The sequence below is a fragment of the Butyrivibrio sp. WCE2006 genome (assembly GCF_000701985.1).
Classification (GTDB): domain Bacteria; phylum Bacillota; class Clostridia; order Lachnospirales; family Lachnospiraceae; genus Butyrivibrio.
The window spans coordinates 34,572-59,744 of sequence record NZ_JNKH01000020.1 but is presented as its reverse complement, the minus strand read 5'-3'; the positions used below and the strand labels follow the sequence as shown (position 1 = coordinate 59,744).

The window sequence follows — 25,173 nt, the reverse complement described above, 5'->3', positions numbered from 1 at the left end:
CACACCTTACTGTGCTCACAGCAACTGGATTTGCCCATTCCAGTTGCCTTCGGCAAAGGGGCAAATCCTATATTCAAGACGTAGAACATTCTCACATAAAAAAATGCCATTGGGAAACTCTCCCAATGGCATTTAAATAGTTCCTTGAATTAGTTACCAAAGTTAAATCCAAAACCGAAAGGATTCTCAAATGGATTGATCTCATAGCCGCCCTGCTGACCATCCTGACCATCCTGACCTTCTTCAGGCTTAGCATCGGGATTTGATCCGCCCTGATACTTTTCGCCTTCAGTATTGCTGTCAGACTGAACTGTGGGCTTTGTACCCAATGTAACCTGAATATCCTGATCCTGATATCCATCTGTGGACTGTCTCTTAACAGTTACTGTAACTGTTTCACCTGCTTCATAATAAGCAAGCTTGTTCTGAAGATCTTCCATAGATGAAATCTCTTTTCCGTCAAACTTTGTAATAATATCACTTTCCTGAATGCCTGCATTCTTAGCGCCGCTTCCATCAGCAACTGATGCTACATATACACCAAGAGGAAGACCATACATCTGTGATACATCTGAAGTTACGCCAACACCGGATATTCCAAGATAACCTCTCTGGTCCTCAGCAAGCTTAGAACGTGTCTTTTCAGTCATAAGCTGCTCGATGATAGGCTTTGCTGTTGAAATCGGGATAGCATATCCCATACCCTCTATAGCTTCGCCACCAATCTTATTAGAGTTGATACCAATTACTTCACCTCTGATGTTAAGAAGTGCACCACCTGAGTTACCGGGGTTAATAGCTGCATTAGTCTGAATGAATGTTCCCTGCTTACTGTTGTCCAGATCGATCATACGATTAACAGCACTGATAACTCCTGTTGTAACTGACTGGCCATATCCAAGTGCATTACCAATGGCTATAGCGGGTTCACCAAGGATAAGTGAATCTGAATCACCAAGTGTAGCTATAGCAATTGCATTCTTTGTTTCCTCGCTAAGATCTGAAAGCTGTACAGCTATAACTGCAAGGTCCATATTTGAATCTGTTCCCTTAACCTCTGCCTTAGCAGTTTTCTCATCTACAAAGAATACCTCAAGAGAATCAGCACCTTCTATTACATGATAGTTAGTTGCAACTAAAAGCTCGTTGTCATTTGTTCCAACAATGATACCTGAACCTGATGCAGTGAGCTCCTTGCTATAGGTCTGTCCAAAATATGATGCGGACTGTGTGTAATTATTGTTGATTGAAACCATGGCAGGCATTGCTTTTGCAACAACCTCTGTAACATCGGTTACAACAGTCTTACTATTCTCAACAGTTTCAGTCTGTGCGATTCCGGAATCAGAATTGTTATCAGCGATGATATCTGTTGTGCTATCTAATCCTGCATCAGCCTGGCTGCCTGATTCATTGTTTACTGAATTATCGTCTGCAGCTTTATTCTTATCAGCTGCGCTGGCCTGATCCTGAGAATCTGTCAATGCCGGCATCTGAGTAATTCTTGTCATGCTGTAATATCCTGCACCAAGACCTAAACTAAGAACAAGTGCTGCTGCAATAACTGCTGCTACTTTCTTACCTGTATTTCTTTTAACAGGTCCATTTCCTCCATTCATACCGGGTTGATTGTATGTGTACTGGTAATTACCATATGTCCCCTGATTATTATAGTTGTAATTACCGTTTGTATTACGGTTTTGAGAATAATTACCGTAACTTCCTGTATTGCTGTTCTGATTATAATTGCCTGTTCCGTAGCTGTTATTCTGGTTGCTGCCATATGATCCATTCTGATTGCCTGAACCATATGTATAACCCTGACCATTTCCGTAGGTATTATTCTGAGAGCCGTTTCCGTAAGTATTATTCTGACTTCCGTAGGTACTGCCCTGATTTCCGCTGCCGTAAGAATTTGAGTTTACATTTTCTGCACTACCACTTGTTGAATTACTACCTGAGCCATAGGTACTTCCGGGATTAACATTGGTCTCCTGTCTTTCCCCCAGTTCTGCTTTGTTCTGTTCATTATTTTCATTATCAAACATCATCCATTACCTCTTTTCTTTGATAAATTTTGATAAATAATTTCTTTCATTCCGTTTTCTATGTTCTCAGTATAGGAAGTGATTGTGACGAAATTGTGATAAAAGTATCAAAAAAATATTTCCCTCATCTTAATTGAACTTTAATTCATGCTCAAAAAAGCGGGGAAATATCTAGCAAATCACGTTTATGTTATTTTTCCTAATGATTTTAAAGACACAAAAAATTGACAATTTATTTCATTTTCTGATCATTTGTTTCATCATATTCAATAATAAAAATCATCTTCCTCTATGACCTGAATTTCCATATATTCGAATGGAATATCTTCAATAAATGCATCCTTGGTAAATCTGCATTTATTATGAAGCTGAAAATCATGCACTGTGGATTTCAGCCATATAGGCTTGCTCAGATCAAGGTCATAACAAGCCTTCTCCATCGCATTCATAACTTTATGCGTCCTGGTATCCATTGAGTTATCCTCAATCACCGTATCCTTCAGAAGATGATTATCATTTACGAGTCGTACCCATAATTTAAACATAATACCTCAAGCAATTATTACTGTTCACACCTTACTGTGCTCAAAGCAACTGGATTTGCCAATTCCAGTTGCCTTCGGCAATGGGGCAAATCCAATATTCAAAGCTTCAAACATTCTCACTCTCTGAACAGCAAGTGCGCAAAGCTGTATGAACAATAACAAGAAATTATATATGAAAAGCCTTGTGGCTCTATCCTTAGTCCTCGTAGCCATTAGGATTCTGACTCTGCCATCTCCAGGAATCTTCACACATCTCACGAATTCCGTTCTGAGCTTTCCATCCAAGTTCCTTCTCAGCCTTATCTGCATTTGAATAGCATGTAGCTATATCCCCTGCACGTCTGGGCTGGATCTCATAAGGGATCTTAACTCCGTTAGCTTCTTCGAAATTCTTAACAATGTCAAGAACACTGTAGCCAACACCGGTTCCAAGGTTGTAGATGGACAGACCACTTCCGGGTTCAAGCTTCTTAAGAGCCTTAACGTGTCCAACAGCCAGATCAACAACATGGATGTAATCACGTACGCCTGTACCATCGGGTGTATCATAATCATTTCCAAATACATTAAGCTTGGGAAGTCTTCCAACAGCAACCTGTGTAATATAAGGCATCAGATTGTTCGGAATACCATTAGGATTCTCTCCTATTGTTCCGCTCTTATGAGCTCCGATAGGATTGAAATATCTCAAAAGCACTACGTTCCATTCAGGATCAGCATGCTGCATATCTGACAGTACCTGCTCAAGCATTGACTTTGTCCATCCATAAGGATTTGTGCACTGACCTTTGGGGCATTCCTCTGTGATCGGTATAAATGCAGGATTGCCATATACTGTAGCTGATGATGAGAAAATTATGTTTTTGCAGCCATGCTGTCTCATCACGTCCACAAGAGTTAATGTTCCGCCAATATTGTTCTCATAGTACTCCCAAGGCTTCTGTACGGATTCACCTACTGCCTTAAGTCCTGCAAAATGTATAACAGAATCGATTTTCTCTTTATTGAAAATCTCCTCAAGACCTGCTCTGTCACGGATATCTGTCTTGTAAAAAGGAACCTTCTTACCGGTTATTGCTTCAACACGTCCCAAAACTTTTTCACTTGCATTGGCAAGGTTATCCATAACAACTACGTCATAGCCTGCGTTCTGAAGTTCTACAACTGTATGGCTTCCAATATAGCCTGCTCCACCTGTAACTAAAATTGCCATTTTTTTCCTCCCTGTCTACTATATTCATAAGATTTCAAGATATCAAAATTACAGCTCTATACCATTCTTCTTGCAAAGTTCTCTTGCTGATTCTACAGAATCCTTACCTGTCTTATTCTTAATAGGCGCAAATTCATACTCACGAACAACCTCATAAGGAACACAGCTGTCAAGTTCATGAATCATATCAAGAACAAGCTGCTCAAATTTGCATCCGTTAGGAGTCTCAGGCTTTACAAGTTCCCCGTTTTCATCGATGTGAGGAATCTTCTTCTCAACAACGTGAAGAGGAAGCTCATTCTTAGCTATACGCTCAAGAGCCGGTACGTTGAAGAGGTAATTCAGGATTACACCATAGTTATATGCAGGCTCTCCGGCTGCATCCTTAGCATCCATCATCTCCTGTGTGAGTTCATAGTACTCTACGATAGACGGCTTGCCATCCTCAAGACACATAACACCTACACCTTCATCAGGAGCGTTCTTCTTAACAACCTTTGCACCTACCTCAGCCTTCTGCTCGATAGTAGCACCAACAAAGCAAGGATCGCAGATTCTCTGAAGCACATTATCAACAGCAAAAATGTTAACCCACTCTATTCCTTCTTCATGAAGAGTCTTATCAAGACCTGCTTTGATCATAGATGAAAACCAGCCTGCATTTCCGTTAGGAGATGTAGAGATACGGCCCTTTTCCTCCATGTATACCTTTCCTTCATAATCTGAAGCAGGAGCCATGTCCTGTTTGAAGAATGTTACCTTATCTGCCTTATATCCGAAAAAGTTCTTCTCTGTAAGGAAGTTTACAGTCTTCTCATGATTCTTCTCACTTGTCATGATGAAAAGATGAATCCATGAACCTGTTGCATTAACCACATCAAGAAGGTTCTCAATAATTCTCTGGAAAATGAACACTTCCTTGGTCAATCCGATGTTGTACATACCCTTAGGATCATCTGAACCAAGTCTTGTACCCATACCTCCGGCCAACAGACAAGCTGCTACCTTACCAGCCTTGATTGCATCTGTACCGATCTGGTTGAACTCTTCTTTTCTCTTCTCGATCTCTGAAAGCTGCATACATGCAAGAGGTTCGAATTTTCCTCTCTCGGAACCATGTCCAAGATTTTTTGCATTCTTAAGTACTTCAAAATCTGTCTCATCAATCTGCTGTAAAAGCGCAGCCTTCTCAGCATCTGAAAGCTCATCATAATATTTGAGGACATGCATCTGTCCGTTTTTCTCTAATTTGCTTTTTGCTTCTTCTAATGTCATAGCGATTCTCCTTCACTAATTTACCTGTATTTCTTATCGAAACCTATTATATGATATATCACAAAACTTATAAAAACAATCTAAGGAGCCATTTTCTTTATACTTCTCATTTATTTCATTCTATTCACTGCTAAAAACGACAGTTTATATATTAGTAAATCCGGTCTAATACGGATACCGTAACCGCCTAAATAACCTGTGCTAACAGTAATCAATTCCTATCCCACTAATTGATTTTATCCCAATACATTATGTGAATAGGTTCAAATTAATTACCATTTCTTTCAATTTCATCCATTTAATACCATTTCTTTCAATTTCATCAAAAAATAAGGCCTCGAATCCTATTCATTTATCTACATCATCACTTATCAGTGAACATGTTCAGTCCATGAATTTCCCGTACTCATCTGCGATACAGCCGATCTTTTCAAGATCCATCACTACTTGTCCACCAAGTAAATTCATATCCATATTCCCTACAAAGCCATATTGCTCACAGTTGTATGAATTCCCATCATGATCGTATACCGTCAAACTTCTATTCTTAATATCTACTATCAGAAGCTTTTTCACACCTGCCCTCTCATAGCATTCCACCTTTTCATCTATCGCAGCTCTCCTCATCTCATCTGAGATTATCTCCAAAACAAAATCAGGAGCACCATATACCTCACGTTTACCAAGGATGCTCTTATCCGTAACTATCATCAGATCCGGCTGAAACATATTATAGTCATCCTGCAATATCATTACATTTACAGAGCCTTCATATATTTTGCAATCTATTCCCAGCTCGCTTACGAACTCTCCAATAAGTATATGAAAATATGAAGCCAAATCCTGATGCATCGCCCCAAGAACCGGCATCTCATAGTATCTGCCATTGATAAGTTCCACATGAATCTCCTCCGGAAGCGCATAAAAATCAAGTATGGAATATGAATTTACGACAGGCATCTTTTCTCCTTGAAAAATATCATTTAATATCATTTAATATATTATTATATTCATTGATGTCTGTTTGTAAATAGTTTTTTCATCTATCAATTAGCACACACGACTAACCTTGCCTATTGGTGGATTAGTACAACGGAATTTCCTCTGCAATTACCAATCGGTAGATTCGTACAACAGAATTCCTGCTCCAATTAGTCAGGTGCTCTTGTGCAAATTTATATTTAAATTGAGTAGTTTCTTAATACAAAAAGGCGGAGCATAAAGCTCACGCCTACATTAATCCCATATATATCGCATATGCATATCATCGTATTGTATATGAATATTATTACCTATCACATATGCGCATTAAAATATTATACATACGATGTATATTGTACTTGCAATCACAGTCATATTAGTTTTGCACTCGTTACATATTGTGCTTGCAGTTACAATCAATTTATTTTGCATACGTGTGTATTGAGCCTACAATTTCGTTCAACAAATTTTACGCACATTGCATATTTCGGCTACAATAACGCTCAATTAAATTTTGCACATTTTGCATTTTGTGCTTATAATTACACTCAATTAGCTTTTGCATATGGAGGCAATCATAATTGTTTGACGCTTTAGGACGTATCTCAGAACTTAGACAAGCACGCCGTTTATCCGTTTACAAGCTGGCCAAACTTGCAGACGTACCTCAATCAACCATCGTGACCTGGTACAACAAGAATAGATATCCCAGCATAGATAAGCTCGAATCCATCTGTAATGCATTCGGAATAACCCTTTCTGAGTTTTTCAGTGATGCCGACCAGTTAGATAATGGGAAAACAGATGCGGAACTTGCTGATCTGAACTCCAAATATTTACTGCTTACAGATTATCAAAAAGAAGCACTCATGAAAGTTATTGATGCCTTCATTCATGAGTAGCATCTGATCAAAGATTCACAATATTTCTATTCTCACCTCTTTCATATGCAAGAATGTTTTTCTTTACTTCGTCTACACATCGTGTTCTGGCTTCAACACTAGCCCATGCCATATGCGGCGTAATAAGAAGCTTACTGCTATCCTGGATTTTTAACAGCGGATTATCCTTTCTCATGGGCTCTACACTTAGCACATCAAGCCCTGCTGCGGCAATTTCTCCATTTATCAGAGCATTCGTTAAATCCTCTTCATTTACCACAGGCCCCCTTGCCACATTGATAAGAATTGCAGTTTTCTTCATTTTTGCAAGAGCATCTTTGTCTATCAGATTTCTGGTTTTATCAGACAAAGGACAGTGCAGTGACAGAACATCGCTTCTTCTTAATAGTTCATCAAATGTCACCATCTCAAATGACTCATCATCTGAATTGTGAGTTGTTCTTCCTGACGAAGGACAAAAGATTACATTTGCACCAAAAGCTTCAGCGATATGTGCGACTTTTCTTCCGATGTTGCCCATTCCTATAATTCCCCAGGTAACACCTTCAAGCTCATGAAAAGGGATATCAACCTTGCTAAAATGATCCTGCGCTGCATATTCGCCACTTTTCACAAATTCATCGTAGTCTTTAAGTGATTCCATAAGATAAAAAAGAAGTGCAAACGTGTGCTGCGCCACTGAAGATGTAGAATATCCCGCTACATTTGCCACCTTGATTCCTCTTGCTGTACATGCCTTCAAATCGACATTGTCAAAACCTGTTGCAAACTCGCAAATAAGTTTTAAATCATCCGCATCATCCAAAATTGCCTGTGTGATCTTTGACTTATTTATACACAGCACCTCAACCCCTTCAAGGCGTGTTTTTGCATTTTCTTCTGTTATCTTGTCCTCATAAAAAGTTACATCTCCCAGCGTTTGAAGACCGCTGTAGTCTATATCATTTCCTACACTGTCTATTTCTGCTGCTACTATTCTCATTGCCTTACCTCACTAATATTCCTAAAATGTACCGCTTGCGGTAATACGGCTCACTTAATCTCATTGCGCACATTTTATTGCAATCCAGCCCCATTTTCAAGCACATATTATAAAAACTGCCGCACCAAAATGATGCGGCAGTTCGACAATTATTCGTGATTTAAATATCCGAAATTCAAACTAATTATTTTCGTAACCCAAACTAATTTGATTGGTGCTTTAAACTAATCTGATCCATGATTCAAACTAATTTAATCCGTAATTCAAATAAATCAATAATTCAAATTACTTGAAAGGGTTCTCTGTAGGATAAGGAAGTGATGCAGGCTGGTTGTAGCCGATTACTTCAGCACCTACATACTTGAATACCTCGAAGAGTGCCTTTCCAAAGTGACCAAACGCAACTGCACCATGGTGAGGGAAGTTGTGCTGGATCAGTACGTGACGATAGAAACGTCCCATCTCAGGAATAGCGAATACACCGATTCCACCGAATGACATAGAGTCTGTAGGAAGAACCTCACCCTGTGCAACATATGCCTTAAGGTGATTATCAGCTGTGCTCTGCAGTCTGTAGAATGTGATATCTCCAGGAACGATGTTTCCTTCAAGTGTTCCCTGTGTAACTTCTTCAGGAAGGTTTCTAGCCATGATCTTCTGATACTTCATTGTGCACTCAGTAAGCTTGCTTGAGCATGTATTTCCGCAGTGGAAGCCCATGAATGTATCTGTGTGCTTGTAATCAAACTTGCCCTTGATGCTCTGCTCGTACATATCAGCAGGAACAGAGTTGTTGATGTCAAGAAGTGTAACAACATCATTACTTACACATGTTCCGATGAACTCTGAAAGTGCACCATAGATATCAACTTCGCAGGATACCGGAATTCCACGGCCGGTAAGACGGCTGTTTACATAGCAGGGAACGAAACCAAACTGTGTCTGAAATGCAGGCCAGCACTTACCAGCGATTGTAACATACTTTCTGTAACCCTTGTGCTCCTCAACCCAGTCAAGAAGTGTAAGCTCATACTGAGCAAGTTTCTTAAGGATTTCAGGCTTCTTGTTGCCCTTGCCAAGTTCCTTTTCCATATCAGCAACAACTTCAGGAATTCTCTCATCATCAGCATGCTTGTTGAATGCTTCGAAAAGATCAAGCTCTGAGTTCTCTTCAATTTCAACACCGAGGTTGTAAAGCTGCTGAATAGGAGCGTTACAAGCAAGGAAGTTAAGCGGACGAGGACCGAAAGAAATAATCTTAAGATCTGAAAGTCCAACAAGTGCTCTTGCGATCGGAACGAACTCGTTGATCATCTTAGCGCACTCATCAGCTGTTCCTACAGGATACTCAGGAATATAAGCCTTAACACCACGAAGCTTTAAGTTGTAGCTTGCGTTAAGCATTCCGCAATAAGCATCACCTCTGCCGTCCTGAAGGTCACTCTGTGACTCCTCTGCAGCTGCGCAGAACATTACAGGACCATCAAAGTGCTTAGCAAGAAGTGTCTCTGAAATCTCAGGACCAAAGTTACCAAGATATACGCAAAGAGCGTTGCAGCCCTCTTTCTTAATGTCCTCAAGTGCCTCTACCATCTGAGTCTCGCTCTCGATGATACATACAGGGCACTCATATACGTCTACATCGTTGTAAAGCTTCTTGTAGCTCTCAACTAATGCCTTTCTACGATTGATTGCAAGTGATGCCGGGAAACAGTCACGGCTGACTGCTACCAGACCGATTTTAACCTGGGGAATGTTATTCATTTTATGTCCTCCTACCCTTAAAAATAAATATTATTGCTATGCAGTTTTACAAAAACTGCGAAAAATGAACATGCCTGTAAATGATATTTACTATCATTTTTCATATATAAACATGGATGTTTTGAAATGTGTGTACGTTCACACATCAAATAAATCATAAGTTTTGAAGGTTATTTTGTCAACACGACATATTTCACAGAAATAAGTGTATAATTCTGTTCACAATGTCGCCCGTTCTTCATTTCAGCGGCTCTCTAAAACGCTCCTATGTCCGACAAAGACAGTTGCTTTCTGTTTTCCTACTTTGCCCGCAAGAAGTCAAAATCCACTCTGCATATATGCTGAATTCCGTATAAAAAACTACAGCTTTCTGCTTTCTCTTTTGCCCGCAAGAAGACAAAACTTCACTCTACATATATGCTGAATTCTGTATAAAAGACTACATACTTCTGCCTTTATGTGTACGTTGAATTCTGCACAAAAGACTACAGATTCTGCTCAATATGTATGCTAAGCTCTGTGTAATTCACCTTTTTAGGAACTGTGCCATATGCCAAATAGTTAAATAATATCTCCAGTGAAAGCTTGCCCTGCTTTTCAGGCTCCTGGCATATTGTTGCTGTAATGAGTCCCTTGTGGAACATCTCATACTGCACTGCCACCAGATCGTTAGTGATTATTCTTATCCTGTGATCAGTGTCCTCAGCGGCTATAAGCCTGCATATATCGTAATCTCTTGGATTTATAACATACACCACATTGGTCTCCGGATACTTCACAAACATCTCTCTTACAGAGCGCTTGTTTTCTTCGCGATCAAGGGATATGCTCCATTTTCCAAGAAGCTCCATGTCAGGATATCTTGAGCTCATCTCATTAGAAAAGCCTCTGATACGCTCGGTTGCACTTTCTTTTATGCTGTCATACTCAGTAAAGAAACAGATTTTCGCATTTTCACCGCCTGCCATTGCAGACAGACCGGCAGCCAGCCTTCCGGAAGCTATATAGTCACACCCTACGTATGCAAGATGTTCCACCCCGTCAAGCCTGCTATTATAGAAAACCAGCGGCATATCCCGCTTTTTACTCTCAGCTATGATCAGATCATTTATTGGTGACACAGTACCTGTAATGCAGGCACCGTCGTATTCGCCAACGCTTTTTTTCAATGTATCGATAAGCTTCTTCTCTTCAGCTTCACTGTCAGGGTATTCTAAAATATCCGTAGTTGCTGCGTATGCTTCCAGCGACTTGGCCTTCTTTTCAGCGCTCTCACGAACCGGTATGAAAAAGGGACTATATTGTGTCTTTGGTATCATAAAAAGAAACTTCAGTTTCTTCTTTCTGACAGCAAGTCCCTGTGCCACACGGTTTGGCTCATAATGCAGTTCTTCACAGGCTTTTTCAACACGTTCTCTTGTCTCAGCCTTAACATAGCCGCGATTGTGCAGAACGCGGTCCACCGTTCCGATGGACACGCCCGCAAGTTCAGCTATCTCGTTAATTGTTGCCATTTTTACCCCTCATCTGTCATTTAGTGACAACCCTCCATAAATATTACCGGCGATATAGTAATCTTCAGAAGATTGATATTTTACAATCTAAGATCAGATGAGTCCTGCAATGTCGATGTTCTCGCCTGTAATTCCTTCATAAGCGCCATCAGCGATCTCTGAAGCATCCTTGTGTGCAAGAAGCCACTTGTTAGTTGCAAAAAGTGTTCTGTCATCAAGGTTTTTACCTGCTGTCTCTGTGGTTCCTACATTTGTTCCCTTGGGAAGAGCAATAAGAACCTTGAAGCCCTTAGCTGCATCTGCATGGCAAGGTGCATAGTGAAGTGTTGAAGCATAAACCTCTACAAGCACACCCTTAGGGCATTTGAAAGCTACAACCTTTGATGAATCAAGCTTGCCATCCTCGATATCACTAAGCTTTGCAAGAAGAAGAATGAAATCCTCTGTACCAAGATTGAACTCACTGTCTCTGTGATACTCCATGCAGTTCATCTTTGTGTTGTGACCATTGCAGTAGCCAAACTGGAAAGGCATACCGCCAAAAAGGCTTGTACCAAGATCCTTGGTGTCTGCTGTAGCCATAAGATTAGCATCCTCAGCTACATAAACAACATCATCCGGACAAGGTGTGTCATTCTCAAGTGTCTTAAGGATTTCTGCAACACTGTAGCCCTCAACAACTCTGCCGTACTCTTTGAATTCTTTGTCTGTTACGCTTTTGATTACCATTTTTCCTACCCCTTTTCTTAATATATTGTAATTTTGTGTGTTATTTGTATTATTCTGTTAACGTACACACATTATAGGTTAATCCGCACATTTCTACAATTATTGTTTTTCTACAAATATTTCAGATAGAATTTATACAAAGATAACAAGGGAGCTGACGCACTGACATTTTGCGCCAACTCCCTTCATCTTTCAGCTGATCTTGATTTGTTTATACAGCATTTGTTTATGCTGCTTCCTTGTTAACATTGTAAATCATCCCTGTATCCGTTAGAAGCAATAAGAACCTTTAGAGATTCCATTCATACTCCCTGTTTCTTATTTAAAAAGCGCCGCAGCAAGTCGTATAGGCAAGCCACAGCGCCCAATATATGTTTATGTATATTCCTGAATTATTTTTTTCACTGAGCGGAACCAATTCGCACAAGTGCACGATAAAGCTTGGCTTCGGCGCGCACTCTTGCTTCTTTGGAAAGCCGGGCATCCTTCAAGGCTTCCTCAGCTCTCGCCTTAGCTGAACGCGCACGTTCCACATCTATCTCGTCGCTCCACAACCAGTTTGTAGGAAGTATTCGGACTTCACCATCCATGACAGAGAGCATGCCGCCTATGCAGGCTGCCTTTCTCTCTTTTCCGTCAGCAAAGGTTACATGAGCAGTTCCCATTCCAATTCCAGTACAATAATTGGTGTGGCGAGCCAAAATCTCAACATCACCGTCTATTGTACGAATTAGAACCTTCTCAACTTCGCCCTCATATTCCAATCCATCCAGGGATACGACCTGTAAATGATATGTTGCCATATTGTTAAATCCTCATCTGTTTGCTTTCCATCCGCCTTCACTTTTTAAGAAAGGCTTAGCTATTCTACACCACACGGAAGAAAAATCTCATAAGTAAATTAGCTATTCGGGAAGCAAAATCTCTCAAGTATATTAGCTATTCTTCTTTGCCTTCTCGAACACTTCATCAATTGTTCCGACCAACAGGAATGCTGACTCAGGAAGGTCGTCACACTCGCCGTTAAGGATCATCTTAAATCCGCGAATGGTCTCCTTCAGAGGTACGTATTTACCCGGAAGTCCTGTGAACTGCTCAGCAACTGAGAAGCTCTGTGACAGGAAGTTCTGAACCTTACGTGCTCTGAATACTGTCTGTTTATCTTCATCGGAGAGCTCATCCATACCCATGATAGCGATGATATCCTGCAGTTCACGATATCTCTGAAGCACCTGCTGTACTCCCTTTGCCACTTCGTAGTGTTCCTTACCAACTACGTCGGGTGAAAGGATACGGCTTGTGGAATCCAGAGGATCAACTGCCGGATAAATACCCTTTGATGCAATATCACGGGAAAGAACGGTGGTTGCATCCAAGTGTGTGAATGTAGTTGCAGGTGCAGGGTCAGTCAAGTCATCGGCAGGCACGTAAACAGCCTGAACTGATGTGATTGAACCCTTCTTTGTAGAAGTGATACGCTCCTGCAGAGCACCCATTTCTGTAGCCAGTGTCGGCTGATAACCAACGGCTGAAGGCATACGTCCAAGAAGCGCTGAAACCTCTGAACCTGCCTGAGTGAAACGGAAGATATTATCGATGAAAAGAAGCACATCCTGATTCTTAACATCACGATAATACTCTGCCATTGTAAGTCCTGAAAGAGCAACTCTCATACGTGCTCCCGGGGGCTCATTCATCTGTCCGTAAACCAGCGCAGTCTTGTTAATAACTCCGCTTTCTTTCATTTCACCGTAAAGGTCATTTCCTTCACGGGTACGCTCTCCAACACCGGTGAATACTGAGATACCACCATGTGCCTTCGCAACGTTATTGATAAGTTCCATGATAAGGACTGTTTTACCAACTCCCGCACCACCGAACAAACCGATCTTACCACCCTTAGCGTAAGGGCAGATAAGGTCAACTACCTTAATTCCTGTTTCAAAAATCTCAGTAGCAGGAACCTGATCTTCAAATGACGGAGCAGGTCTGTGAATAGGCCATCTCTCTTGTGTTGTGGGCGCAGGCTGATTATCAACCGGCTCACCAAGAAGATTGAAAATTCTTCCCAGACACTCGTCACCTACAGGAACTGAGATGGGAGCAGCTGTATCTACCGCATCGATTCCACGAACAAGACCATCCGTGGAACTCATCGCAATACAACGAACTACATCATCACCGATCTGCTGTGCAACCTCTGCCACAAGAGTGGAATCTCCATTCTTGATTTCAATAGCGCTATGCAGATCCGGCAGTTCACCCTCACCAAAACGAATGTCAAGGACAGGTCCTGTTACCTGTATTACCTTTCCAATATGTTTTTCACTCATTGTGAGTTTTCTCCTTTAAGTAAGTATCCAATAAGGTTATTCCAAGTTGCGATACATCTTTTGACTATCGCAAAAACATAAACCTCTTTTATGGCTCTTCTGCACCGGCAACAATCTCCGTAATTTCCTGAGTAATGCTTGCCTGACGTGCTCTGTTATAGTACAGACTTAATGTTTCAATCATTTCTTCTGCGTTGTCGGTAGCAGCTTCCATCGCAGTTCTTCTTGCTGCAAGTTCACTTGCAACCGAGATATTGATACTGGTGTAAAGCACTCCCGCCAAATACTCCGGAACAACTGTATTGAAAACAGTCTCGCTGTCCGGTTCATACAGAATAAGCGATTTAGACTTTTTAGCTTCCTCGTCCTCTATTGCCAGATCTGACAACGGAAGAATAGGGCTGGCCGTCGGAACCTGTGACATCATAGATACAAAATCTGTATAACACAGGAAAATATGTCCGAATTGTCCTTCTTTGTAAGCTTCACAAAGAATCTTTGCAACCGAGAAGCACTCGGATATTGTAACCTTTGCCACCTCTGCAAATTCCTCTGTGAAAATCGGAACATTTCTGTGTTTAAAGTATTCTACAGATTTCTTTCCTATCGGAAATACCTCTATATCACGGCCCTTTGTCTCGCTCTCCATGAACTTAAACAGGTTGGAGTTATATCCTCCTGCAAGTCCTCTGTCACCGGCGATTACAACATATAACCATTTATCATTTTTGCCTGCCTTGGTATAAGGGGACTGAAAATCATGGTTTTCTCTGGCGATATCCTGTAGTGTTGCAAGAAGTGTTCCAAGATAGGGCTTGGAGTTGTCTGCCTTCTCCTTTGCCTTTCTCAGCTTACTTGCGGCAACCAACTGCATCGCCTTTGTAATCTGCATGGTACTCTGTACGCTTTTTATCCGGAGCTTCACAGCTTTCATATTAGCAGCCATGTTTTATCCTCCGTTATCACTTTTTACCGGCTAAAAACTTATCGGTATAAGCCTTGAGTACATTCTTCATCTTCTCTTCTGTATCTGCCTCAAGTTTTCCTGTTTCGCGGATCGTCTTCATAACATCGCTTCCATCAGGATTTGTATCAAGATACTCGAAAAGTCCTGCCTCGTACTCTGCAATATCTGTAACAGCAACCTCTGTCAGTACATTGTTGATAACTGCGTACAGGATAGCAACCTGCTTTTCTACAGCAACCGGTGAGCTCTTGTCCTGTTTAAGAACTTCAACAATTCTTTCACCCTGTGCAAGACGACTCTTGGTGTCTTCATCAAGGTCTGAACCGAACTGAGCAAAGCTCTGCAGCTCACGATACTGTGAATAAATCAGCTTAAGTGTACCTGCAACCTTCTTCATGGCCTTGATCTGAGCATTACCACCAACTCTGGAAACTGAGATACCAGGGTTAACAGCCGGCATGATTCCTGAATGGAAAAGCTCTGTCTCAAGGAATATCTGTCCATCAGTGATGGAGATAACGTTTGTAGGAATGTATGCAGATACGTCACCTGCCTGAGTCTCGATGATAGGAAGAGCAGTAAGTGAACCGCCTCCGTTTTCATCAGAAAGCTTAGCAGCTCTCTCAAGGAGTCTTGAATGCAGGTAGAATACGTCACCGGGATAAGCTTCACGTCCCGGAGGTCTGCGAATAAGAAGTGAAAGTGCACGATAAGCAACAGCGTGCTTGGAAAGGTCATCATAGATAACCAGTACGTGCTTACCCTTATTCATGAAATACTCACCCATGGTGCAGCCTGTATAAGGTGCGATGTACTGCAGAGGGCTGGGCTCTGAAGCCGTAGCTGCTACAACTATGGAGTATTCCATAGCTCCTGCGTTCTGCAGTTCTGCCACAAGTGATGTTACTGTTGATCTCTTCTGACCAATTGCAACATAGATACAAATAACATCCTTACCCTTCTGGTTGATGATAGTATCGATGGCAATTGTGGTCTTACCTGTCTGACGGTCACCGATAATCAGCTCACGCTGTCCACGTCCGATAGGGATCATGGAGTCGATGGCCTTGATACCTGTCTGCAAAGGCTCTTTAACGGGCTGTCTTTCAATGATGCCCGGTGCCTTGATCTCAACAGGTCTGTAATCATCCGATTCGATAGGGCCTGCGCCATCGATCGGCTGTCCAATAGCGTTTACAACACGTCCAATCATTGCATCGCCTACCGGAACAGAAACTACTCGTCCGGTGCGCTTAACGGTCTGTCCTTCACTGATTCCAACATCTTCTCCGAACAGAACCGCGGATACTACTGTTTCTTCGAGGTTCTGAGCCATTCCGAATGTGCCGTTCTCAAACTCTAAGAGCTCACCTGACATACAATTCAAAAGTCCGCTAACTCTGGATATACCGTCACCAACGGTTAAAACTGTACCGGTCTCATTCTGAATGATCGCATTTTGATAGTTTTTGATCTGGCTTCGAATCACCTCGGATATTTTTTCTGGTTTTAATTCCATTCTAAAAGCCTCCGTGGGTTTTATTCTTTCTTATAGGACTGTCTCGTCAACCTTTTTGCGGAGTTCATCTAGGCGCCCCTGAACAGTTCCGTCATAGAGCTTACCTTCGATCTCCACCCGGATACCTCCGAGAACAGCTTCATCGGTTTTCTGTGTAAGCAGAATCTTCTTTCCACTGATGGATTCAAGTTTTGACTTAAGAGCACTTACCTGTGACTCATTTAGTGCTATAGCACTTGTCACTATAGCTTCTGCTATGCCGTGATCCTTGTTATAGCTGCTCCTGAACCTCTTTTCACATGCTGAAAATTGTCTTAGTAATCCTCTTTCAATGAGGATCTTTATAAAATTCAGCAGATAGGGCTGAAGCTGTCCGTCAAATGCTTCATCAACCAGTTTTAATCTCTCTTTTTTAGGAATCGAGGGTTCCGACAAAAGAGTTACATAATCCGGATTCTCCTTTAATATCTCTTTTACCGACTCCATCTGACTTAAGATTTCATCCGTAAGGTTTTCCGAAAGCGCCAGATCATACAGACTCTGTCCGTATAAATCTCCAGCCTTGGTCATGACGCCTCCCCTACATTGTTAATGAATTCATCAATAAGTTTCTTATGATCGTTCTCGTTGATTTCTTTCTCCACGACTTTTCCTGCAATATCCATTGCAAGTCCGCCGATGGTATCCTTAGCCTCATTGATGGCTTTCTTTTTCTCCTGCTCGATATCAGCTTCTGCTCTCTCAATGATACCCTTAGCCTGCTTTTCAGCATCCTTAACGATGTTGTCAGCCTTGCCCTGAGCTTCCTTCTGAGCATTTGCAACGATTTCTGCTGCCTGTGATTGTGCAGAAGAAAGGCTGGTTTCATATTCCTTCTTCATTGCATCAGCTTTTTCTTTAGCTTCTCTGGCTCCCTTAATTTCATTCTCAGTGAGCTGTCTTCTCTTTTCAATTACCTCATTTATAGGCTTGAAAAGGAATTTCTTTATGAGCCAAAGCTGAATGAAGAGGTTGCATATCTGTGCTATGAACGTCCACGGAACGATTGTAACTAGATCCTGTGTGCCCATTCGTGTACCTCCTAATTAAATAAATCGGGGCTGCAAGTTCCATAAGGTTTTGCTTAGCCTTATAAAAAGAACTCGAACGGCTCGCACATGCCTGTGATCACAAGGCAGGTGTTTCGCCCAATTAAAATCACATGTTCACGATTTTAATATCTTAATTCAGATAGTTCATGAATGTGCCAGGTGCTACGAAAATCAGAAGAAGACCTGTAACGAAACCATAGATACCGGTTGTCTCTGCGATAGCGCAACCAAGAAGCATGGTACTTGTTACGTCACCCTTACACTCAGGCTGGCGTCCGATTGCCTCAAGAGCCTTTGAAACGGCATTTCCTTCACCAATACCAGGGCCGATACCGGCGATCAGTGCACATCCTGCACCGATACCACATCCTGCAAGTGCAATACCTTTTGCTAACATCTGAAAATCACTCATGTTGAAATCCTCCTAGGTTTATTGTTTGTATATGAAATTTTAAAATTTTTTATCCCTCTGCTGCATTTGCTATATACATTATTGTCAGCATTGAGAAAATAAACGCTTGCATGCATCCTGTAAACCAGTCGAAATATACGCCCAGAATAGCCGGAAGACCTACGCTCAGGATTGGGATATTTGAAAGCACATCACCCACGACGCCCGGTATAAGTCCAAATAATGCGGAAGACGCAATTGCAAGTGCCGCGTAAATCAGTCCGTCGATAACAATTCCCGAAAGGATATTACCGAAATGACGGCAAGCCATACTTACAGGCGTGGCCAGCTCAGACAGGATATTAAACGGTGTCATAACTGCAATCGGCGTTGTGAAGCTCTTGAGATAACCCAGGAAACCTCCCGCTTTAATCTTGCATGCAGTAATGATTATGAAAACAACGATAGCCCATGCTGCTTCTGTTGAAAGATCAGCCGTGGGACTTCTCAGACCCACAAGGCATATCAGATTCGATACAATACTTGTGGCAAATATTGCTGATACCAGCGGAATCAGCCAGTCAAACTTTGTACCACCGGTATTACTTCGAACCAGATTGTGAGCTGCTTCAACTATCATCTCTGCAACCGCCTGGCGCTTTGAAATATTCTCGACCTGAAGGTTTCTCGTCAGGAAGATACACAGCAGCGTTATGATTGCCATTACGATCCAGCTGACCACCAGTGTCTCTGTGATATTGAAATCACCAAGAATCGGAATACCAGTGTGGATACTGTAATAGATTTTACTGCCGGCTACTTCAAAGTTCATACTTTAGTATCACCTTCCTTTCCTCGCAGAAAAATCCCGCGAAATTTTATTAGAATACTCGGAATAAAAAGAGGAATTACGCCGGTAACAAGATTAATTGCCGGCACGAAGATAGCAAGTACTACCCACAGCAGTTGAAGTAATGTCCTATATCTAAGACTTACTGCCATAGTACTTCTCGCCCTGTCTGTCTCCTCTTCGCTCATCCCTGTGATCTTCTGGACCGTGAGTCCCATCCAAAAAAAGTTCCCCACAGCAGCAACAGTGCCGCCAATAGCCCCCAGGAAGATCGTATAATCAAAAGGTACCGAATAGCCAAAAGGAGCATCCTTTGGTACCACTTGATGCAAAACAAAAAACAATACTATAACCAAGACACTCGCCAATGCTGTCCCCACAGCAATGAACGTAGTCTCTTTCTTAACTGCGTCCTGAACCACCATAACTTTTTTCTCCGTCACTCCCTATTTTTCAATCCGGCAATCTCACTATTACCCTGTGATTGAAAACATAGTTTTTTATTATATCGATATAACTTTTCAAACGATAACAAGGAAAATTACGTAGGACTTTTCCTTCCATCTGTCCCACGGCAATTACCTTTTAAATATGCTTATTAAAATTAACTTCGTTCTCGGAACGTTTCTTTTTCTCGTTCTTTTTATTTACCTCAAGGTAAACTTTATAGGCTGTCATCATTGAACCACCCAATCCAAAAAAGAAACCTATAATGTAAACCCATCCGCCGACGCCAAGCCTGGTTGTCAGCATATAGCACGCAAAAATACAGATGAGAAGCGGAGTTACTAACGATAGCCCGAGCTGTCCCACCATAGCAAATTGTGTCATTAATTTAGAAAAATCCGTTGTCTTCTTGATCATCTGTTCCTTCGTGAAGTTATTGTGATATCTCAGAATCTAAAAATATTGATCATTGGTTCTGAATAATCAATCATCATCTCGAATTTTGTTTGATTTATACTGCATTATCGCATCGTTTCAGAATATTTTTTCAATCACGAAATTTCGCAATATATATTTCAATAATACAAGTATTTATCAGAAAAAACAATGATTTATCCTTGATTTTACAAACATTTAACTTTTAAATACATGATATTATTGGCGAATTAAGAAATAGAACCCTACCCGGTTTAGAATTTTAAAACACTGAAAAAAGAGCTGTGGATTGATAAAAAATAATCTTCCACAGCTCTTGTTTAAGCAACACTTATTTTTGTTTATTTCCAGCTATTTAACTTAGTTCTTAGTTGTTTTTAGGTAGTTTCTTGTAGGTGACAGACTTTGGTGTGCCTGCCTTCTTAAACTTCTTCTTGTATGATTTCAGCTTTTTCGAAGGAAGTGTATACTCACTCTTTTTAGAAGTCCCCTTAAATGCCTTCGCTCCAATCTTTTTGATTTTGCCGGACTTTATGGTTATCTTCCCAAGCTTTTTACATTTATAGAATGCCCTTGCACCAATAGACTGAAGTCCACTGCCAATCGTAAGAGTAGTTAACTTTTTGCATCCCTTAAAAGCTTCATCCTCAATAGTTGTGAGTTTATCACCTATCTTCACGGTTTCCAGTGCTGTACAATCACTGAAAGCTCCGGCGCCGATTGTCTGTACCTCAGCCTCTATAGTTACAGTTTTAAGAAGTTTGCAATCGGAAAATGCCCTCTCTCCAATAGCAGTGACGGTATACGTCTTATTTCCTTTTTTAATTGTCTTTGGAACTTTATAGGATGTGATATTCGTCTTCGAGATATTGGTTAAGATTACTTCTCCCTTTTTATCTGAAGATATAAATCCTGCATTATTTGATTCTATTATGGCGTCCTTGTTTACAACACAGGTTTTATCAAAACCATTTGCATCCGCATAATCCTCACCTGCAGAGTCATAGTAGCAGAAAACTCTAAATCCCGGAATCGTGCGTGTTCCTGCCTGGCTCTCATAGTAGCCTATTGCATAATTTCCTATGCGTTCAACAGAATATGGAATAGATAAAGATTTCATTCCCGGAATATCATAAAACGCGTAGGAATCAATAGTTTTTAATCCTTCACTTAGCTCTACTGCAGGCAGATTAGGTGCATTAGCGTTAAACTCATATTCACGTCCATAAACTCTATATGCAAATGCATATTTTCCGATACTTGTTACATTAGCGGGAATATAAACATTTTCCAAAATATCACAATGAGCAAATGTTTTATCATTTATTTTGGTAATGCTCGTTGGAATATTTATCGTCTTCATATTATTACAAGATTCAAAAGCACTTGCTCCTATGGAATTAATTCCATCAGGCAGCGTCATAGCGGTAAATGAACGACACTCAGAAAAAGCATTACTTCCAATAGCCGTGACGCCCGAATGAAGCGCTACATTTTGAAGAGCTGAACATGCATTAAAGCACCGATTAGGAATAACAGTAACTTTACTGGGAATATTAATATTTCTTAGATTTGTACATCCGGAGAAGCAGCTATTCCCAAGCATTGAAACTGTCTCAGGAATAGTAAAATCAGTAAATCCGGTACATCCTCTAAATGCAAATTGTCCAATACTCTCCAAAACTGTCTCTGAGTATGTAATATTTTTTATCTCAGTATTATTGCTAAACGCATATTCTCCAATAGCATCAATATTTTGATTAATTGTCAGAGACTGTATTTTCCAAATATTATGCTTTTGGGCTAATGTCTCTCCCATCTCGCGCTGCGCATGTGTATAATTATCATTTGATTGAGAAAACGCTCCTTTCCCTATAGCTCCTACCGGAAATACTCTCCCATCTGTCATCTTTACAGTACGGGGAGTATCCAAATGTTCCAGAGAATCAGTCCCTGCGTCTCCTAAATAGGCTATGATGACAGCCTCATTCGCCTTCATCTGAAACAGCCAGTTTTCAGAATATACCAAAGGGAACCCCTCAAGATAATACCTATTGCCCAGATTCTCCTCAACCAGATCCAGACCATCTGCAGCTGCTTCTATCCTGAATACACATAAGCACATCATAAAAACTATTACAGTTGCCATTGCTCTTATTATTCTGCTTACTTTACTCATATATCTTCCCTCATAAAAAACATACAAAGCCGTATACTTCGACCTGATAGTACCGGTATGTTAATCAAGCAAAAATTATAGCAAAAATCAATTTTATAATATCTAATGTGTATTAATTACAGGTAAAACCTGCATTAAATTACTATTAAAATGACTTCTTCGAAATCTTTTTGGCTGCCTTATGAACCTTATCATAAGCTGCATAGCGCTCTACCATCTCGAAAATTACAATGTCGGGATCATAGCACTCAACCCAGGAGTCAAATTTCTTCCCAAGGTCGTTCCAGACAACAAGTGTCTCGCCGAAGCTTTCTGCAAAATCTTCTTTCAGGAAATTGACTATGAAGCTGTTTCCAACAATCATGACCTTGCAGTCATTACCTGCGTTGTCATTAACAAAATGATAGGTTTTTAGCCCCTCAAATTCTTCGTGCTCTTCGTCGTAGTCTTCATCCATAACCGCGTGGGTGGCTTTTCTTTTGAAATCCTCAGAGATATTTTCTCTTCTTACACCACCATAGAAGCTCATACCCTGGTCGGTCATGGTTATATCAAAATCAGGCTCAGTGAGGATTGAGAACTTGTCCGTCCTGTTCTCATTTAGCTTTTCCATGACCTTGGTGTATCCGATAAATGCACCTCTCTGTGTCCAATGCACCGGATCACCGTATTTACTGTATACCTCGTAATTACCCTTGTTGGCAATAAAGTCTTCCTTAAGAGAAATCACAGGCACATCGGTCCTTGTCTTTAAGGTTTCCAAAAACTGATCTGTCCTTGAATAATCCCCGTACTGATTAACACTTGTAGGAAAATATTCAGGATAAATAGTCTGCTTATCCCAGCACTGCATGTAGTAAAATTCGCAGTCCCTATCCTTTAAATAATCAGATACAGTCTGAAAATCCCAGGCAATTCTATCAAGTTCCTCATCACTAAAGAGATTGAAATGCTGATAGGTCTCCACCATGTCATTCTCTATGATATTGAACTCTCCATCAGGTCCAAGTCTGTACCTCTTGCCGTTTTCCATTCTGCCAAACACATGATATTGCATTAGCGCATTTAGTGATATTATCTGATCTCTAAAGCCCAGTCTGTCATTCAAGTAATTCTCTATATCAGTCGGAAGCTCCTTGTTAAAGCCGCCATCCTTTCTAAGCTTCGGGAATCCGGACAATGTTCTGTTTTCCTGCTCAGATATGGCATTCTCATCTCTATTGATAAAAATAAGCGGTAGCAGAAGCATTATGGCAAATCCACAAATATATATCTTTTTTAAAATCTTACTACTCATAATTATTTATATACTCCATACCGGTAACAATAGTATTTACCACAGCATGTCCTCTCATTTTTCCATGTCAATGTTTGTATACTCATAGATTATTGAATTTCTTCAGAAATTCGATAATCGTATTGGACCAGTTCCTTGCGAAGCAAGGGGCGTGTCTGGCGAAGCCAGATTTCCGAACGATTTTCCTTGTTATCGTTCGGAAAGTCATGACTTTCCGAACAATGACATGGAAAGCATTCAAGAATCCATTTTTCATCACATCAGAACTGGAAATAAATAAACGGATTATAAGTGCCGGACATAACTCTCATAATAGCCAGAATAAACATTCCATATATGGCTACTATCTTTGCTATCGAATATGCCATAAACGGCATTTTTCCAAGAAGATTTTTCTTTATATATGAAAAAACTCCTGCGATATCCATTATTGCAATAGCCATTACAAACAGTACCCAGTTATTCACATACCAGGAAATTGTAAATCCAGGAGTTCCGGATAAGCCTATTCCGAACATTGTTCCAAGATACTGCATAGCCAGCGCGAAATTATCTGCTCTGAAAAGCACCCAACCGGTATTTATAACAAAGAGTGCATATATATGTCTCAGAATTTCTTTACCTAATGAAGCAACTGCAAGCTTGCCCTCTGCTGCCATCCTGGATTTCTTATTTCGTCCCCTCAGCAGTCTCTCGACCACAATAAAGAATCCATTCCAGGCACCCCATATAACAAAGTGCCATGATGCACCGTGCCACAGTCCTGTAAGCATGAATACAATTATCAGGTTCCTATACAAATGCTTTCTGTTACCGCCGAGCGGGATGTATACATAATCTCTGAACCAGGATGACAATGAGATGTGCCACCTTCTCCAAAACTCAGTTATATTCCTGGAGATATAGGGCTTATCGAAGTTCTCGCAAAAATGGAATCCAAGCATTCTTCCTATACCGATCGCCATATCGCTGTATCCTGAAAAGTCATAGAAAATCTGAAGCGAATACGCTATACTTCCAAGCCAGGCAATTGCAATCGTATTATTGGATATCCCTGCATCCCAGATAGTATCAACTACTTCCGCCATAGTATTGGCTATTATCGCCTTTTTGGAAAGTCCAATTACAAACCTTGTTATGCCTGCCGAAAAATCATCAATTCCGGGATTCCTGTTATCTATCTCGTTTTCAATGTCAATGTATCTGACAATTGGTCCTGCAACAAGCTGAGGAAACAGGACAATATACAGCGCTACTTTAAGCGGATTCTTTTGAACCTTTACATCTCCCTTGAAAACATCGATCACATAACTCATGCCCTGGAAAGTGAAAAATGATATACCAATTGGCAGAATTATTCCCTGCAAAGGAATTGACATTCCAAAGGTATCATTTAAAGTCTGAATGGAAAAATCCAGATACTTGTAATAAAAAAGAAGAAGTAAATTGCAGACAACTGCCAAAAATAAAATGGCCTTCTTTTTACGTTCAAAAAGACTCATTAAGAAAGCTGATAGATAATTGATAATGATACTGGCAACAATGATCCATAAATACCCCGGCTGTGACCAGCCAAAGAACACAAGGCTCATGATAAGCAGCCAGATATTTCTATAAATCTGACTTCTTATCAGATAGCAACCTATCAGTGTCAACGGTAAAAAGCAAAATAAAAATACTGTAGAACTAAAGACCATAAAACTCCTTTTCT

At 40.7% G+C, this 25,173-nt stretch carries 23 protein-coding genes; 1 reads left to right on the top strand and 22 read right to left on the bottom strand.

What is annotated here, in order from left to right:
- Positions 1 to 149: 149 nt before the first annotated feature.
- The 5 genes from T501_RS12770 to T501_RS12750 form a co-directional block, all read right to left on the bottom strand.
- Positions 150 to 2,051: a trypsin-like peptidase domain-containing protein gene (locus T501_RS12770; protein WP_050008299.1), complete on the bottom strand. Its 1,902-nt coding sequence runs from the start codon at positions 2,049 to 2,051 to the stop codon at positions 150 to 152.
- A 263-nt stretch (positions 2,052 to 2,314) separates the two neighbouring features.
- The gene (locus T501_RS12765; RefSeq protein WP_044915201.1) at positions 2,315 to 2,593 is read right to left on the bottom strand and encodes a hypothetical protein; all 279 of its coding nucleotides are present in this window, start codon (positions 2,591 to 2,593) and stop codon (positions 2,315 to 2,317) included.
- Positions 2,594 to 2,789: 196 nt separating this feature from the next.
- On the bottom strand, positions 2,790 to 3,806 hold the full coding sequence (gene galE, locus T501_RS12760; RefSeq protein ID WP_026509102.1) for a UDP-glucose 4-epimerase GalE: 1,017 nt from the start codon (positions 3,804 to 3,806) through the stop codon (positions 2,790 to 2,792).
- Between the two features lie 48 nt (positions 3,807 to 3,854).
- Positions 3,855 to 5,081 (bottom strand): UTP--glucose-1-phosphate uridylyltransferase, encoded by a 1,227-nt coding sequence (locus T501_RS12755; protein ID WP_026509101.1) that lies wholly within the window; start codon positions 5,079 to 5,081, stop codon positions 3,855 to 3,857.
- A gap of 384 nt (positions 5,082 to 5,465) precedes the next feature.
- Positions 5,466 to 6,041 carry a Uma2 family endonuclease gene (locus tag T501_RS12750; protein ID WP_044915200.1) on the bottom strand — a complete coding sequence of 192 codons (576 nt, stop codon included), beginning with the start codon at positions 6,039 to 6,041 and terminating at the stop codon, positions 5,466 to 5,468.
- 602 nt (positions 6,042 to 6,643) lie between these two features.
- Between T501_RS12750 and T501_RS12745 the strand changes: the two genes are divergently transcribed.
- A complete protein-coding gene (locus T501_RS12745; RefSeq protein WP_026509099.1) occupies positions 6,644 to 6,964 on the top strand; it encodes a helix-turn-helix domain-containing protein in 321 nt (106 codons plus the stop codon).
- A 7-nt stretch (positions 6,965 to 6,971) separates the two neighbouring features.
- Here T501_RS12745 and T501_RS12740 read toward each other — a convergent pair whose 3' ends face one another.
- The 17 genes from T501_RS12740 to T501_RS12660 all read right to left on the bottom strand — a co-directional run bounded on the left by T501_RS12740 (position 6,972) and on the right by T501_RS12660 (position 25,159).
- Positions 6,972 to 7,946, bottom strand: a complete 975-nt coding sequence (locus T501_RS12740) for a D-2-hydroxyacid dehydrogenase (RefSeq protein ID WP_044915198.1) — start codon at positions 7,944 to 7,946, stop codon at positions 6,972 to 6,974.
- 285 nt (positions 7,947 to 8,231) lie between these two features.
- Positions 8,232 to 9,710 carry an L-fucose/L-arabinose isomerase family protein gene (locus T501_RS12735; RefSeq protein ID WP_026509097.1) on the bottom strand — a complete coding sequence of 493 codons (1,479 nt, stop codon included), beginning with the start codon at positions 9,708 to 9,710 and terminating at the stop codon, positions 8,232 to 8,234.
- 485 nt (positions 9,711 to 10,195) lie between these two features.
- On the bottom strand, positions 10,196 to 11,224 hold the full coding sequence (locus T501_RS12730; protein ID WP_026509096.1) for a LacI family DNA-binding transcriptional regulator: 1,029 nt from the start codon (positions 11,222 to 11,224) through the stop codon (positions 10,196 to 10,198).
- Positions 11,225 to 11,317: 93 nt separating this feature from the next.
- Positions 11,318 to 11,953 (bottom strand): DUF4867 family protein, encoded by a 636-nt coding sequence (locus T501_RS12725; RefSeq protein WP_026509095.1) that lies wholly within the window; start codon positions 11,951 to 11,953, stop codon positions 11,318 to 11,320.
- A 401-nt stretch (positions 11,954 to 12,354) separates the two neighbouring features.
- A complete protein-coding gene (atpC, locus tag T501_RS12720) occupies positions 12,355 to 12,756 on the bottom strand; it encodes an ATP synthase F1 subunit epsilon (RefSeq protein WP_044915196.1) in 402 nt (133 codons plus the stop codon).
- Positions 12,757 to 12,888: 132 nt separating this feature from the next.
- Positions 12,889 to 14,286 carry a F0F1 ATP synthase subunit beta gene (gene atpD / locus T501_RS12715; protein ID WP_026509093.1) on the bottom strand — a complete coding sequence of 466 codons (1,398 nt, stop codon included), beginning with the start codon at positions 14,284 to 14,286 and terminating at the stop codon, positions 12,889 to 12,891.
- A gap of 88 nt (positions 14,287 to 14,374) precedes the next feature.
- Complete coding sequence (gene atpG / locus T501_RS12710) at positions 14,375 to 15,232, bottom strand: ATP synthase F1 subunit gamma (RefSeq protein ID WP_044915194.1); 858 nt, start codon at positions 15,230 to 15,232, stop codon at positions 14,375 to 14,377.
- Positions 15,233 to 15,248: 16 nt separating this feature from the next.
- Positions 15,249 to 16,772, bottom strand: a complete 1,524-nt coding sequence (gene atpA, locus T501_RS12705) for a F0F1 ATP synthase subunit alpha (RefSeq protein WP_026509091.1) — start codon at positions 16,770 to 16,772, stop codon at positions 15,249 to 15,251.
- A gap of 30 nt (positions 16,773 to 16,802) precedes the next feature.
- The gene (gene atpH / locus T501_RS12700; RefSeq protein WP_026509090.1) at positions 16,803 to 17,342 is read right to left on the bottom strand and encodes an ATP synthase F1 subunit delta; all 540 of its coding nucleotides are present in this window, start codon (positions 17,340 to 17,342) and stop codon (positions 16,803 to 16,805) included.
- A complete protein-coding gene (gene atpF / locus T501_RS12695) occupies positions 17,339 to 17,842 on the bottom strand; it encodes a F0F1 ATP synthase subunit B (protein ID WP_026509089.1) in 504 nt (167 codons plus the stop codon). The genes atpH and atpF overlap by 4 nt, the downstream gene beginning before the upstream one ends.
- A gap of 151 nt (positions 17,843 to 17,993) precedes the next feature.
- Positions 17,994 to 18,275 carry an ATP synthase F0 subunit C gene (atpE, locus tag T501_RS12690; RefSeq protein WP_026509088.1) on the bottom strand — a complete coding sequence of 94 codons (282 nt, stop codon included), beginning with the start codon at positions 18,273 to 18,275 and terminating at the stop codon, positions 17,994 to 17,996.
- 49 nt (positions 18,276 to 18,324) lie between these two features.
- Entirely contained in the window at positions 18,325 to 19,086 is a 762-nt protein-coding gene (locus T501_RS12685) for a F0F1 ATP synthase subunit A (protein WP_044915193.1), read from the bottom strand.
- A complete protein-coding gene (locus T501_RS12680) occupies positions 19,083 to 19,529 on the bottom strand; it encodes an ATP synthase subunit I (protein ID WP_026509086.1) in 447 nt (148 codons plus the stop codon). Before T501_RS12680 ends, T501_RS12685 begins: the two co-directional genes overlap by 4 nt.
- A 160-nt stretch (positions 19,530 to 19,689) precedes the next feature.
- On the bottom strand, positions 19,690 to 19,968 hold the full coding sequence (locus T501_RS12675) for an AtpZ/AtpI family protein (RefSeq protein ID WP_044915192.1): 279 nt from the start codon (positions 19,966 to 19,968) through the stop codon (positions 19,690 to 19,692).
- Positions 19,969 to 20,353: 385 nt separating this feature from the next.
- Positions 20,354 to 22,165 carry a leucine-rich repeat domain-containing protein gene (locus T501_RS12670; RefSeq protein ID WP_044915190.1) on the bottom strand — a complete coding sequence of 604 codons (1,812 nt, stop codon included), beginning with the start codon at positions 22,163 to 22,165 and terminating at the stop codon, positions 20,354 to 20,356.
- A 145-nt stretch (positions 22,166 to 22,310) separates the two neighbouring features.
- Positions 22,311 to 23,462, bottom strand: coding sequence for an alginate O-acetyltransferase AlgX-related protein (locus T501_RS12665; protein WP_044915187.1), 1,152 nt, complete (start codon positions 23,460 to 23,462; stop codon positions 22,311 to 22,313).
- Positions 23,463 to 23,722: 260 nt separating this feature from the next.
- Positions 23,723 to 25,159: an MBOAT family O-acyltransferase gene (locus T501_RS12660; protein WP_044915185.1), complete on the bottom strand. Its 1,437-nt coding sequence runs from the start codon at positions 25,157 to 25,159 to the stop codon at positions 23,723 to 23,725.
- Positions 25,160 to 25,173: the final 14 nt, after the last annotated feature.

Coding starts and splice junctions, on each gene's coding strand:
- T501_RS12770 (WP_050008299.1), bottom strand. CDS start 2,051: ATGATGTTTGATAATGAAAATAATGAACAGAACAAAGCAGAACTGGGG.
- T501_RS12765 (WP_044915201.1), bottom strand. CDS start 2,593: ATGTTTAAATTATGGGTACGACTCGTAAATGATAATCATCTTCTGAAG.
- galE (WP_026509102.1), bottom strand. CDS start 3,806: ATGGCAATTTTAGTTACAGGTGGAGCAGGCTATATTGGAAGCCATACA.
- T501_RS12755 (WP_026509101.1), bottom strand. CDS start 5,081: ATGACATTAGAAGAAGCAAAAAGCAAATTAGAGAAAAACGGACAGATG.
- T501_RS12750 (WP_044915200.1), bottom strand. CDS start 6,041: ATGCCTGTCGTAAATTCATATTCCATACTTGATTTTTATGCGCTTCCG.
- T501_RS12740 (WP_044915198.1), bottom strand. CDS start 7,946: ATGAGAATAGTAGCAGCAGAAATAGACAGTGTAGGAAATGATATAGAC.
- T501_RS12735 (WP_026509097.1), bottom strand. CDS start 9,710: ATGAATAACATTCCCCAGGTTAAAATCGGTCTGGTAGCAGTCAGCCGT.
- T501_RS12730 (WP_026509096.1), bottom strand. CDS start 11,224: ATGGCAACAATTAACGAGATAGCTGAACTTGCGGGCGTGTCCATCGGA.
- T501_RS12725 (WP_026509095.1), bottom strand. CDS start 11,953: ATGGTAATCAAAAGCGTAACAGACAAAGAATTCAAAGAGTACGGCAGA.
- atpC (WP_044915196.1), bottom strand. CDS start 12,756: ATGGCAACATATCATTTACAGGTCGTATCCCTGGATGGATTGGAATAT.
- atpD (WP_026509093.1), bottom strand. CDS start 14,286: ATGAGTGAAAAACATATTGGAAAGGTAATACAGGTAACAGGACCTGTC.
- atpG (WP_044915194.1), bottom strand. CDS start 15,232: ATGGCTGCTAATATGAAAGCTGTGAAGCTCCGGATAAAAAGCGTACAG.
- atpA (WP_026509091.1), bottom strand. CDS start 16,772: ATGGAATTAAAACCAGAAAAAATATCCGAGGTGATTCGAAGCCAGATC.
- atpH (WP_026509090.1), bottom strand. CDS start 17,342: ATGACCAAGGCTGGAGATTTATACGGACAGAGTCTGTATGATCTGGCG.
- atpF (WP_026509089.1), bottom strand. CDS start 17,842: ATGGGCACACAGGATCTAGTTACAATCGTTCCGTGGACGTTCATAGCA.
- atpE (WP_026509088.1), bottom strand. CDS start 18,275: ATGAGTGATTTTCAGATGTTAGCAAAAGGTATTGCACTTGCAGGATGT.
- T501_RS12685 (WP_044915193.1), bottom strand. CDS start 19,086: ATGAACTTTGAAGTAGCCGGCAGTAAAATCTATTACAGTATCCACACT.
- T501_RS12680 (WP_026509086.1), bottom strand. CDS start 19,529: ATGGTGGTTCAGGACGCAGTTAAGAAAGAGACTACGTTCATTGCTGTG.
- T501_RS12675 (WP_044915192.1), bottom strand. CDS start 19,968: ATGATCAAGAAGACAACGGATTTTTCTAAATTAATGACACAATTTGCT.
- T501_RS12670 (WP_044915190.1), bottom strand. CDS start 22,165: ATGAGTAAAGTAAGCAGAATAATAAGAGCAATGGCAACTGTAATAGTT.
- T501_RS12665 (WP_044915187.1), bottom strand. CDS start 23,462: ATGAGTAGTAAGATTTTAAAAAAGATATATATTTGTGGATTTGCCATA.
- T501_RS12660 (WP_044915185.1), bottom strand. CDS start 25,159: ATGGTCTTTAGTTCTACAGTATTTTTATTTTGCTTTTTACCGTTGACA.